General features: G+C 72.6%; 10 protein-coding genes. 9 read left to right on the top strand and 1 reads right to left on the bottom strand.

Annotation, left to right across the window (positions count from 1 at the left end; translation table 11 throughout):
• The first annotated feature begins 111 nt into the window (after positions 1-111).
• The 4 genes from pta (at position 112) to ABME02_RS00600 (ending at position 5584) form a co-directional block, all read left to right on the top strand.
• Positions 112-2244, top strand: coding sequence for a phosphate acetyltransferase (gene pta, locus ABME02_RS00615; protein ID WP_353813326.1), 2133 nt, complete (start codon positions 112-114; stop codon positions 2242-2244).
• On the top strand, positions 2241-3452 hold the full coding sequence (locus ABME02_RS00610; protein ID WP_353813325.1) for an acetate/propionate family kinase: 1212 nt from the start codon (positions 2241-2243) through the stop codon (positions 3450-3452). Before pta ends, ABME02_RS00610 begins: the two co-directional genes overlap by 4 nt.
• Before the next feature lie 87 nt (positions 3453-3539).
• Positions 3540-4133 (top strand): helix-turn-helix domain-containing protein, encoded by a 594-nt coding sequence (locus ABME02_RS00605; protein ID WP_353813324.1) that lies wholly within the window; start codon positions 3540-3542, stop codon positions 4131-4133.
• Positions 4130-5584 carry an MFS transporter gene (locus ABME02_RS00600; protein WP_353813323.1) on the top strand — a complete coding sequence of 485 codons (1455 nt, stop codon included), beginning with the start codon at positions 4130-4132 and terminating at the stop codon, positions 5582-5584. The genes ABME02_RS00605 and ABME02_RS00600 overlap by 4 nt, the downstream gene beginning before the upstream one ends.
• 7 nt (positions 5585-5591) lie before the next feature.
• Here the strand turns inward: ABME02_RS00600 and ABME02_RS00595 are convergent, their stop codons facing one another.
• Positions 5592-5966 (bottom strand): TraR/DksA family transcriptional regulator, encoded by a 375-nt coding sequence (locus ABME02_RS00595; RefSeq protein WP_353813322.1) that lies wholly within the window; start codon positions 5964-5966, stop codon positions 5592-5594.
• A 221-nt stretch (positions 5967-6187) separates the two neighbouring features.
• On the opposite strand from ABME02_RS00595, the gene ABME02_RS00590 reads away from it, so the two are divergent.
• The 5 genes from ABME02_RS00590 (at position 6188) to ABME02_RS00570 (ending at position 12206) form a co-directional block, all read left to right on the top strand.
• Positions 6188-8518 (top strand): DNA polymerase III subunit gamma and tau, encoded by a 2331-nt coding sequence (locus ABME02_RS00590; RefSeq protein ID WP_353813321.1) that lies wholly within the window; start codon positions 6188-6190, stop codon positions 8516-8518.
• A 3-nt stretch (positions 8519-8521) separates the two neighbouring features.
• Positions 8522-9118, top strand: a complete 597-nt coding sequence (gene recR, locus ABME02_RS00585) for a recombination mediator RecR (protein WP_166548388.1) — start codon at positions 8522-8524, stop codon at positions 9116-9118.
• A 62-nt stretch (positions 9119-9180) separates the two neighbouring features.
• Positions 9181-9534: a nuclear transport factor 2 family protein gene (locus ABME02_RS00580; RefSeq protein WP_353813320.1), complete on the top strand. Its 354-nt coding sequence runs from the start codon at positions 9181-9183 to the stop codon at positions 9532-9534.
• 175 nt (positions 9535-9709) lie between these two features.
• Positions 9710-10984 (top strand): aspartate kinase, encoded by a 1275-nt coding sequence (locus tag ABME02_RS00575; protein WP_353813319.1) that lies wholly within the window; start codon positions 9710-9712, stop codon positions 10982-10984.
• A 166-nt stretch (positions 10985-11150) separates the two neighbouring features.
• Positions 11151-12206, top strand: a complete 1056-nt coding sequence (locus tag ABME02_RS00570) for an aspartate-semialdehyde dehydrogenase (RefSeq protein WP_353813318.1) — start codon at positions 11151-11153, stop codon at positions 12204-12206.
• Positions 12207-12246 lie beyond the last annotated feature (40 nt).

Genomic DNA, 12246 nt, shown 5'->3' with positions numbered 1-12246 from the left:
TCGGGGCCGACGCCGGGTCGGGTCCGAACAGCATAGGCGAATGGTGCTCGGGTTCCGGAACCGGGACCCGAGCGCCTGCGTGCCCGGAGGACGCCTCGATAGGCTTTCGGGGTGGCGCACAGCATCTACATCTGCTCCGCCGAGGGGAACACCGGCAAGTCGACGGTGGCGCTCGGGACGCTCGACACCCTGAGTCGACGGGCGACCCGTGCGGGCGTCTTCCGCCCGATCGCACGCTCCACCGAGGAGCGCGACTACGTGCTCGAGCTGCTGCTCGCCCACGACGGCGTCATCGAGCTCGGCTACGACGAGGCGATCGGCGTCACCTACGACGACGTCCACTCCGATCCGGAGGCCGCGCTGGCGACGATCGTCCGCCGCTTCAAGGCCGTCGAGGCCCGCTGCGACGTCGTCGTGGTGATCGGGTCCGACTACACCGACGTCGGCAGCCCGACCGAACTCGCCTTCAACGCCCGCATCGCGGCGAACCTCGGCGCACCGGTCCTCCTGGTGGTCGGCGGGCGCGTCACGCAGGGGCGCGGCGCGAGCGAACGGCTGGGCTACACGGACGCCCGCACTCCCGACGAACTCGCCCAGATCACCGAGCTCGCCGTCGAGGAACTCGAGCGCGAGCACGCGTCGCTCCTCGGCGTGGTCGCGAACCGGGCCGACCCCGAGCGGCTCGAGGCGATCGTCGATGCGGTGCGGTCGGCGTCGGGCGCCGCCGGTGGCCCCGAGTCATCCGCCTCGGTCTGGGCGATCCCGGAAGACCAGTACCTCGTCGCGCCGTCGATGCGCTCGGTCATGACGGCCGTGGGCGGCACGCTGTACGCGGGAGATCCCGAACTCCTCGAGCGCGAGGCGCTCGGCGTCGTGGTCGCGGCCATGTCGATGGAGAACGTGCTCGCGTGGCTCACCGAGGGCGCCGTCGTCGTCGTCCCGGGCGATCGGAGCGAGGTGCTCCTCGGCGTGCTCACGGCGCACGCCTCGGCGACCTTCCCGTCGATCGCGGGCATCGTGCTGAACGGCGGGTTCCCCGTCTCCGAGACCGTCGAGCGGCTCATCGAGGGCCTGAAGTCGGGCCTGCCGATCATCCGCACCGAACTCACCAGCTACGACACCGCGCTCGCGATCACGCAGACGCGAGGGAAGCTCGCCGCGGAGTCGCAGCGCAAGCGCGACACCGCGCTGGCGCTCTTCGAGAAGCACGTCGACGGCGTGGAGCTGCTCGACCGCCTCGACGTGGCCCGCACCGACGTCGTCACGCCGCTGATGTTCGAGTACGGCCTGCTGGCACGCGCGCGCGAGGCGCGCAAGCACATCGTGCTGCCGGAGGGGTACGACGACCGCATCCTCCGCGCGGCCGCGACGCTCCTCGCGCGCGACGTCGCCGACCTCACGATCCTCGGCGAGGAGATCGAGGTCCGCTCGCGTGCGATCGGCCTCGGCCTCGACATCTCGCGGGCGACGGTGCTCTCGAACCACGACCACGTGCTCGTGTACCGGTTCGCCGACGAGTACCAGCGCCGCCGTGCGCACAAGGGCGTGACGCTCGAGCAGGCGCGCGACACCGTGCAGGACGTCTCGTACTTCGGCACGATGATGGTCGAGCTCGGCCTCGCCGACGGCATGGTCTCCGGGGCGATGCACACGACGGCGCACACCATCCGGCCGGCCTTCGAGATCATCAAGACCCGGCCCGACGTCGACGTCGTCTCGAGCGTGTTCCTGATGGCGCTCGCCGACCGCGTGCTCGTCTACGGCGACTGCGCGGTCGTCCCCGACCCGACCGCCGAGCAGCTGGCCGACATCGCGATCTCGTCGGCGCAGACCGCGGCGCAGTTCGGCATCGAGCCGCGCGTCGCGATGCTGTCGTACTCCACGGGCGAGTCCGGGTCGGGCGCCGACGTCGACAAGGTCCGACGGGCGACCGCGCTGGTCCGCGAACGCGCTCCGGAACTGCCGGTCGAGGGGCCGATCCAGTACGACGCGGCGGCCGACGCGGCGGTCGCGCGCACGAAGCTGCCCGGCTCGTCCGTCGCGGGGCGCGCGACCGTCTTCGTGTTCCCCGACCTCAACACCGGCAACAACACGTACAAGGCCGTGCAGCGCTCGGCCGGCGCCGTCGCGATCGGGCCGGTGCTGCAGGGGCTCAGGAAGCCGGTGAACGACCTCTCCCGCGGTGCGCTGGTGCAGGACATCGTGAACACGGTGGCGATCACGGCGATCCAGGCGGCGTCGTGAGCGGGGCGGATGCCTCGGCCGTCGTCCTCGTCGTCAACTCCGGGTCGTCGTCGCTGAAGTACCAGCTCGTCGACGTGGCGGCGGGGGAGCCGCTCGCGTCGGGGCTCGTCGAGCGCATCGGCGCCGGATCCGGTCGCGCGACCCACACGGACGCCGAGGGGCGGGCCTTCCGCGAGGAGGTCGCGGTCGCCGACCACCATGCGGCGTTCGCGTGGATGCTGCAGGCGTTCGCCGAACACGGCCCGTCGCTCGAGGTGCACGCGCCGGTCGCGGTCGGGCACCGCGTCGTGCAGGGCGGCGCCCGGTTCTTCGAGCCGACCGTCATCACCGAGCTCGTGAAGATCAACATCGACGAGCTCTCGCTGCTCGCGCCGCTGCACAACCCCGCCAACTTGGCGGGCATCGTGGCGGCGGAGCGCGCGTTCCCGTCGGTGCCGCACGTGGCGGTGTTCGACACCGCGTTCCACCAGACCATCCCGTCGGAGGCACATCTCTACGCGCTCGACCGCGACCTCGCCGAGAAGCACCGCATCCGCCGCTACGGGTTCCACGGCACATCGCACCGGTACGTCTCGCGCGGGGCGGCGGCGTTCCTCGGGCGACCGGTCGAGGAGCTGAAGCTCGTCGTGCTGCACCTCGGCAACGGCGCTTCCGCCTGTGCGGTCGACGGCGGGCGCTCGGTCGAGACGAGCATGGGGATGACCCCGCTCGAGGGCCTCGCGATGGGCACGCGTTCGGGCGACCTCGACCCGGCCGTGGTGCTGCACCTGCAGCGGCGCGCGGGGCTCGGGGTCGACGAGGTCGACGACCTGCTGAACAAGCGGAGCGGCATGCTCGGCCTCGGCGGGCACGGCGACATGCGCGACCTCACCGAGGCCGCGAACTCCGGCGACGAGCGGGCCCGCGTCGCGCTCGGGGTGTACGCCCACCGTATCCGCTCGTACGTGGGCGCCTATGCGGCGCAGCTCGGCCGCGTCGATGCGATCGTGTTCACCGCCGGCGTGGGGGAGAACTCGGCCGACGTGCGCGCGAGGTCGCTCGCCGGACTCGAGGGGTTCGGCGTCCAGGTGGATGCCGCGCGCAACGCGGAGCGGTCGGGGGAGGCCCGGCGGATCTCGACGGACGACTCGCGCACCGCGGTGCTGGTGGTGCCGACGAACGAGGAGCTCGAGATCGCCCGGCAGACGGTCGAGGTCGTCGCCGGCTGAGACCGGGACGCGCTCGGTGTTCGCGCCTGCGTCCCGTATTCCACAAGAACCCTTGTACAAGAGTTCTTGTGGATCTATGCTGACGACATGGCCGATCCCGAACGTCCGACGGCGGAATCGAACGTGCGCCTGCACGACCCGGGACCGATGCGCGCGATGGCGCACCCGATGCGCCTGCGGATCATCGGCCTCCTCCGCATGGAGGGCCCGGCCACCGTCGGCATGCTCGCAGCGACGACGGGGGAGTCCGCCGGGTCCGTCAGCTACCACATGGCGACCCTCGCCAAGCACGGCTTCGTCGAGGAGGCGCCCGAGCTCGCCCGCGACCGCCGCGAACGCTGGTGGCGGGCCGCACACGAGATGACGAGCTGGGACGCCGTCGAGTTCCTCGACGATCCGGCCCGCCATGCGGCATCCGAGGCCCTGCGCCGCACCGTGCTCGAGAGCTACCACCGCGAGCTGCTCGCCGCGCTCGACGCCGAGGCGACCCTCGAGCCCGAGTGGATCGCATCCAGCGATTCGTCCGACGGAGCCGCGCACCTCACGCTCGAGGAGTTCCGCGAGCTCGCCGCCGAACTGGCGGCCGTCCGCGAGAAGTGGTGGGCGCGGCGGCGCGAGCCGGCGGACGGGACGCGCCTGGTGCGGTGGATCACCCACGTCTTCCCGAGGGTCGGCGGATGAGCACGCCATCCGCGCCGGGCGGGGTCGCCCCGGACGAGACCGTCCCGGCGAGGCGTCGTCGACTGCCGCTCGTGGCCCTGTTCGCCGCGCAGCTCTTCTCGCTCGGCGGCAACGCCATCGCGATCGTGGCCGTGCCGCTCATCGTCCTGGAGCAGACCGGCTCGCCGCTCGCCGCCGGCGTCGCGGGCATCTTCGCGACCGTGCCGCTCGTCATCGGCGGCGCCCTCGGCGGCGTGCTCGTCGACCGGTTCGGATACCGGGCCTCCAGCATCGCGGCGGACGTCGCGAGCGGCGTCACCGTGCTCGCGATCCCGCTCCTCGACGCCGCGGGCCTGCTCTCGTTCCCGATGCTCCTCGCGCTGGTCTTCCTCGGCGGCCTCCTCGACCCTCCTGGTGACACCGCCAAGACCGTGCTCATGCCAGACCTGGCCTCGCTGGCGCACGTCCCGCTCGCCCGCGCCGCGGGCGCCCAGTCGGCCGTGCAGCGCACCGCGACCATGATCGGCGCCGGCACCGCCGGAACGCTCGTGGCCGTCGCCGGGCCGATGACGGCCCTGGTGGCCGATGCCGCAGGCTTCGCGGTCTCCGCGATCCTCGTGGCGCTGCTGGTGCCCTCGCGCGCGAGGATCTCCGCGGCGCTCGGCACGGCGCCGGCCGAGGCGGAGGGCGACTCGGCGCCGTCCGCCACCGCCGACGGGCCACCCGAGGGCGCGCATGGAAGCGCCGCGGAGAGCGCGGCCGGGTTCGTGGCCGGCATCCGCTTCATCGCCAGGACGCCCCTCGCACTCGCGGTCGTCCTGCTCGTGACCCTCACCAATGCGATCGACGCGGCGGGCCTGACGGTCCTGAAGCCCGTCTACGCCTCGCAGGTGCTCGGGGACCGGGCGGCGCTGGGCTTCATGATCGGATGCTTCGCCGCCGGCGCCCTGACGGGCTCGGCCGTCTTCGGGCTCGTGGGGCATCGCGCATCGGGGCGGCTGATGTTCGCCGCGTGCTTCGTGCTCGCGGGCGCGCCGCCGTACGCCGCGATGGCGCTCGGCGTGGGCGTCGAGGTGCTCTTCGCCGTGCTCGCGCTGTCGGGCCTCGCGGCCGGCGCGCTCAACCCCATGATCTCGACGGCGCTGTTCGGCGTCGTGCCCGACGGCATGCGCGCCCGCGTCTTCGGCGCCATCACGTCCGGTGTCGCGGCGTCCATGCCGATCGGCGCGATCGTCGCGGGCGCCGCGGTGGACGCGTTCGGGTTCGCACCGGTCGTCGGGGGCGCCGCCGTGCTCTACACCGTGCTCGGCGCGAGTCCGCTCGTGCTGCGCGCGTTCGACGGTCTGTCGGGCGCCCGCGGCGGCGGGGCCGCCGCCGAGGCGCCGGACGCGGCATCCGGCGCCGACACGCGGGACGCCGACGAGGTCGGGGTCGACGTCGCGGTCGACGTCGCGGTCGAGCCGCGACGCTGAGGCCGAGTCAGCGGACGAGCCGCGCGCAGTCGATGCAGAGCGTCGCGGTCGGACGCGCCTCGAGGCGCGCGACCGTGATCTTGTTGCCGCAGCGCTCGCAGACGCCGTAGGTGCCGTCGTCGATGCGGGCCAGCGCCCGGTCGACGTCGGTCAGTTCGTGCTCGACGTCATGCAGCACCGCCGTGCGCTGGGACCACTCCTGGCTCATGGTCGGGCCGTCGGGGTCGTGCTCGTCGTCGACCGACGTGTCGGATCTCGCCGCGCGGACGGCCGTGATCCCCTCGCTCTGCTCGGCGAGGCGCTCCTCTGCCTCGCGCTGTTCCGCGAGCAGGAGTTCTCGGAACCGCTCGAGCTGCTCGGCTGTGCGGACCCCCGTCGTCACGTGACCACCTCCGTCGTCGTGCACCGGGGCGGGTGGATGGCGCGTCCGCTCCGATGCGGTCCACCGATCCTATGTCAGCCCGCCGACCTCGCGGCCGGGTCGAACGGCCCGGCGCGTCCCTCGTGACGGCGATGCAGGCCCTGCGGCGGTGCGTGGCGACCACGGGCGAGTGGGTCGGCTGCCGCGGCGAGGGTGTCGGATGCCGCGACTACCATTGACGCGTGGTCACCGCCCTCTATCGCCGCTACCGGCCCGAGACGTTCGCCGAGATGATCGGCCAGTCGCAGGTCACCGAGCCGCTCATGACGGCGCTCCGCACCGATCGGGTGAACCACGCGTACCTCTTCTCCGGCCCGCGCGGCTGCGGCAAGACGACGTCGGCCCGCATCCTCGCGAGGTGCCTCAACTGCGCCGAAGGACCGACCGACACGCCCTGCGGCGTGTGCCCGAGCTGCGTCGAGCTGTCCCGCGCCGGCGGCGGTTCGCTCGACGTCGTCGAGATCGACGCCGCGAGCCACAACGGCGTCGACGACGCCCGCGACCTGCGCGAGCGCGCGGTGTTCGCGCCGGCCCGCGACCGCTACAAGATCTTCATCCTCGACGAGGCGCACATGGTGACGCCGCAGGGGTTCAACGCGCTGCTGAAGCTCGTGGAGGAGCCGCCCGAGCACGTGAAGTTCATCTTCGCGACCACCGAGCCCGACAAGGTGCTCGGCACCATCCGCTCGCGCACCCACCACTACCCGTTCCGCCTCGTGCCGCCCGCGCCGATGCTCGACTACGTGCAGAAGCTCTGCGACGAAGAGGGCGTGCAGGTCGAGCCCGGCGTGCTCTCGCTCGTCGTCCGCGCCGGCGGCGGCTCGCCGCGAGACACGCTGTCGCTGCTCGACCAGCTGATCGCCGGGTCCGAGGGGTCGACGGTCGGCTACGAGCGCGCGGTCGCGCTGCTCGGGTACACGCACGGCGCCCTGCTCGACGACGTCGTCGAGGCGATCGGGGCCGCCGACGCGGCACGCGCCTTCGCCGCCGCCGACCGCGTCATGCAGACCGGACAGGATCCGCGCCGGTTCGTGGAAGACCTCCTCGAGCGGCTGCGCGACCTCATCGTCGTCGCTGCCACGACCCCCGAAGCGGCGGCCGCGGTGCTCCGCGGCGTGCCGGCGGACGAGCTCGCGCGGATGGCGACCCAGGCGTCGGTGTTCGGCGCCGCCGAGCTCTCGCGCGTCGCCGACCTCGTCAACCAGACCCTCACCGAGATGACCGGCGCGACCTCGCCGCGCCTGCACCTCGAGCTCATGCTCGCTCGCGTCCTCGTGCCGTCGAGCGATGAGACCGAGCGGGGCGCGCTCGCACGCGTCGAGCGGCTCGAGCGTCGCGTGGGCGTGGGGGATGCCGCGGACGGCGGAGCCGCGCGGTCGCCCGCCGGTGGCCCCGCACCCGTCACCGCGGCCCCCGCGCCGGCGCCCGCTCCTGCGGAGGAGAGGCCCGTGGCGGAACGTCCTGCTCCGTCATCGCCCCCGAAGTGGGAGACACCGACCGCCGAACCCGCCGAGCGCACCGGTCCGGCTGACGCCCCGGCCGACCCCGCCCCCGCCGCGTCCGCCCCGTCGGCGACGCCCGCGCGCCCCGTCGGTCCCGTGAGCGTCGAGCAGATGCGCGACGCGTGGCCCGAAGTGCTCTCCTCGCTCCAGCGCACGAAGCGCAGCGCGTGGATGGTCGCATTCACGGCCCAGGTGCTCGAGTACCGCGACGACGACGTGCTCGTGGTCGGCTTCCCCAGCGAGTCCGACATGGGCAGCTTCCGCTCCGGTCCGCCCGGCCAGAGCGTCGGCGACCTGCTCCGCGCCGCCATCGCCGAGGTCCTCGGAGTGCGGGTCAAGTTCGTCGCGCGCGTGGTGTCAGCGGGCGGCGCGGCCGACCGCGGACCCGCCGCCCCGTCGTCGGCGACCCAGCCGGCGCGCGACGGCGGTCGGGCGCCGAGCGAACCGGGATCGGGTCCGTCCGCGCCGGTGACGCGTCCCGCCGGGTCGGCCGCCGCTCCCGCGTCCGCGCCGACCACCTCCGCGCCCGGCGGCGGCACCGGTCCGTCGACTCCGGCGGCCCCGGTCGGGTCGAGCGGCCCGGTCGACTCCTGGGCGACCGTCGCCATCCCCGCGTCGGATCCGACGTCGGCCGCGCACGATGCGGCATCCGCCCCCGCCGCACGGTCGGCCGCGCGCACCGCCGTCGCGGAACGGCCCGCGCCGGTCGAGCCCGCATCGACGTCCGCGATCGCCGACGACGACGTCCCGCCGCTCGACGACGCCGACGCCCCGCCACTCGACCCCGAGCCCGACTACGCGCCGGGCCCCGAGGCCGACGCGCGTCCGGCCCAGGCGGCGCCGTCCCGAAGCGGCGCGCGGAGGCCGGCGTCCCGTCCCGCACAGGGCGCGCCGGCGGGCGCCGCCCCGCCGATCCAGCGATACGGCGAGGCCGTCGTGCGCGACCTGCTCGGCGCCACCTTCCTCGAAGAGGTCGAGGCGCCGCAGGCCCGATTCGGCGAGCGGGGGTAACGCGTGTACGAGGGCATCGTCCAGGAGCTCATCGACGAACTCGGCCGCCTCCCCGGCATCGGGCCGAAGTCGGCGCAGCGCATCGCGTTCCACATCGTGCAGACCGAGCAGTTCGACGTCTCCCGGCTCGCCGAGATCCTCATCGAGGTGCGCGACAAGGTGAAGTTCTGCGAGATCTGCGGCAACGTCGCCGAGCAGTCGACCTGCTCGATCTGCCGCGACCCGCGCCGCGACGCGAGCCTCATCTGCGTCGTCGAAGAGGCGAAGGACGTCGTCGCCATCGAACGCACGCGGGAGTTCCGCGGCCTCTACCACGTGCTCGGCGGGGCGATCAGCCCGATCGACGGCATCGGCCCCGACGAGCTGCGCATCCGCCAGCTCATGCAGCGCCTCGCCGACGGCACCGTCTCCGAGGTCATCATCGCGACCGACCCCAACCTCGAGGGCGAGGCGACCGCGACCTACCTCAGCCGCCTGCTCACGACCCTCGAGATCCGTGTCACCCGACTCGCCTCCGGCCTGCCGGTGGGCGGCGACCTCGAGTACGCCGACGAGGTCACCCTCGGCCGCGCGTTCGAGGGTCGCCGCGTCGTCGGCTGACCCCTCGGCGCGGCCGGATCCACCCGTTGACGGGTGCGCACGGCGCAAGTAGAACGGACCACATGAGCGCAGGAACCGAGTGGGTCGCAGGCTACGTCCGGGCATGGGAGTCGAACGACGCCGACGACATCGCCGCGCTCTTCACCGACGACGCCGTGTACGAGTTCAGCCCCGACGACCCGGACGCGCTCCGCGGCCGCGAGGCGATCATCGCCGGATGGCTCGACTCGCGCGACGAGCCCGGCGACTGGCACTTCGACTGGGAGGTCCTCACCGAGACCGACGACCTCGTCGTCGTGCAGGGCCGCACCGACTACCCGGCCGCCAAGCTCTACGACAACATCTGGGTCATCCGCCTCGCACCCGACGGCCGGGCATCGCGCTTCACCGAGTGGTACATGGAGCGCGACCGGTAGTCGGCCCCACCGACCGTCGGCCACGACGCGAGGCACGCCGCCGAGGCATCCGTCGCACGACCCGACCGCCAGCCCGCCGTCACATGGCGGGCGGCGTATGCATGCCGCCGTATGATGGACCTTCCGGCGCCGGGTGAACGTTTCCCCGGCCCAGACACCTCCCGGGAGCGCCTACGTGAGCTTGATCGTGCAGAAATACGGCGGATCGTCCGTTGCCGACGCGGAGAGCATCAAGCGGGTCGCCAAGCGCATCGTCGAGACCCGCCGAGCCGGCAACGACGTCGTCGTCGCGGTCTCCGCGATGGGTGACACGACCGACGAGCTGATGGACCTCGCCAACGAGGTCACCCCGATCCAGGCCCCGCGCGAACTCGACATGCTGCTCTCCTCGGGCGAGCGCATCTCGATGGCGCTCCTCGCCATGGCCATCAAGAGCCTCGGGCACGACGCGCGCTCGTTCACCGGCAGCCAGGCGGGCATGATCACCGACTCCGTGCACGGCGCCGCCCGCATCGTCGACGTCACGCCCGTGCGCCTCCGCGAGGCGCTCGACGAGGGCGCGGTCGTCATCGTCGCCGGGTTCCAGGGTTTCAGCCGCGAGTCCCGGGACATCACGACGCTGGGCCGCGGCGGCAGCGACACCACGGCCGTCGCGCTCGCGGCGGCGCTCGACGCCGACGTCTGCGAGATCTACACCGACGTCGACGGCGTGTTCACGTCCGACCCGCGCGTGGTCAAGAAGGCGCACAAGCTCGACCGCATCACGAGCGAGGAGATGCTCGAGCTCGCCGGTTCCGGCGCCAAGGTGCTGCACATCCGCGCCGTCGAGTACGCGCGACGCCACGGCGTCACGCTGCACGTGCGGTCGTCGTTCAACAACAGCGAGGGGACGATCGTCTACGACCCCGAGCGCCTTCCCGAAGGAGAAGCTGTGGAAGAGTCCGTCATCGCCGGTGTCGCCGTCGACCTCGGGCAGGTCAAGATCACCGTCGTCGGCGTGCCCGACGTGCCGGGCGCCGCCGCCAAGATCTTCAAGATCGTCGCGCGCACCAACGCGAACGTCGACATGATCGTCCAGAACGTCTCCGCCGCGGCGACCGGGCGCACCGACATCTCGTTCACCGTGCCGAAGTCCGACGGCGAGAAGGCGCTCACGTCCCTCTCCGACGCGCAGGACTCGCTCGGCTTCGAGTCGCTGCAGTACGACGACCAGATCGGCAAGCTCTCGCTCGTCGGCGCCGCGATGCGATCGGCGGCCGGCATCTCGGCGCGACTCTTCGAGGCGCTCTACGAGGCGGGCATCAACATCGAGATGATCTCGACGAGCGAGATCCGCATCTCGGTCGTCACGCGCGCGGACAGTGTCAACGCCGCCGCCCGCGCGGTGCACACCGCATTCGGCCTCGACGGCGACGACGACGCGGTCGTCTACGCCGGAACGGGTCGCTGATCCGCTGAGTCCGAGCGGATGCCGCGGCGCGGTGCCGCACGCGCCATCCGTCGACGGACTGCCGGATATCAGGAGAACCCTGCCATTGCCGGACGATCGGCCACCCGGGGTCCTGCACATCGCGGAACCTCCTGAATACTTGATGGATGCCACGAGAGGAAGCACCATGGCACACGGAGTGAACATCGGCGTCGTCGGCGCCACCGGACAGGTCGGCGCGGTCGTGCGTCGTCTCCTCGAGGAGCGCGACTTCCCGGTCGCCTCGATCCGCTACTTCGCCTCGGCGCGGTCGGCCGGCACGACGCTGCCCTTCAAGGGCGAGGACGTCGTCGTCGAGGACGCCTCGACCGCCGACCCCACGGGTCTGGACATCGCGATCTTCTCCGCCGGCGCCACGCTCTCGAAGGCTCAAGCGCCCCGCTTCGCCGCCGCCGGCGTCACGGTCATCGACAACTCGAGCGGCTGGCGAATGGATCCCGAGGTCCCGCTCGTCGTCAGCGAGGTGAACCCGCACGCCATCGACGAGGCGAAGAAGGGCATCATCGCGAACCCGAACTGCACGACCATGGCCGCGATGCCGGTACTCAAGGTATTGCACGACGAGGCCGGGCTCGAGCGACTCATGGTCTCGACGTACCAGGCGGTGTCGGGCGCCGGCCTCGCCGGCGGCGAGGAGCTGCTCGAGCAGGCACGCGCCGCGGTCGCGCAGGACGCGATCGCGCTCGTGCACGACGGCAGCGCCGTCACCATGCCCGAGCCGGTGAAGTTCCCGCGCCCGATCGCGTTCGACGTGGTCCCGCTCGCGGGGTCGATCGTCGACGACGGCGACCTCGAGACCGACGAGGAGAAGAAGCTCCGCAACGAGAGCCGCAAGATCCTCGAACTTCCCGGACTGCGCGTCGCCGGCACCTGCGTGCGCGTTCCGGTCTTCACGGGCCACTCGCTCTCCATCCACGCCGAGTTCGCGAACGCGATCACGCCCGAGCGCGCGACCGAGCTGCTGGCGGATGCCCCGGGCGTCGCGCTGAGCGACATCCCCACGCCGCTGCAGGCCGCGGGTACCGACCCGAGCTACGTCGGACGCATCCGCCAGGACCAGTCGGCACCCGACGGCAAGGGACTCGTGCTCTTCGTCTCGAACGACAACCTGCGCAAGGGCGCGGCGCTGAACGCCGTGCAGATCGCGGAACTCGTCGCCGCGAAGCTCCCCACCTCGGTCTGACCGATTCGATCGAACGAGACCCGGTCGCCGTGTGGCGGCC

It is taken from the genome of Agromyces zhanjiangensis, assembly GCF_040496055.1.
GTDB classification, from domain to species: Bacteria; Actinomycetota; Actinomycetes; order Actinomycetales; family Microbacteriaceae; genus Agromyces; species Agromyces zhanjiangensis.
This window is presented reverse-complemented; position numbering and strand designations above follow the sequence as displayed.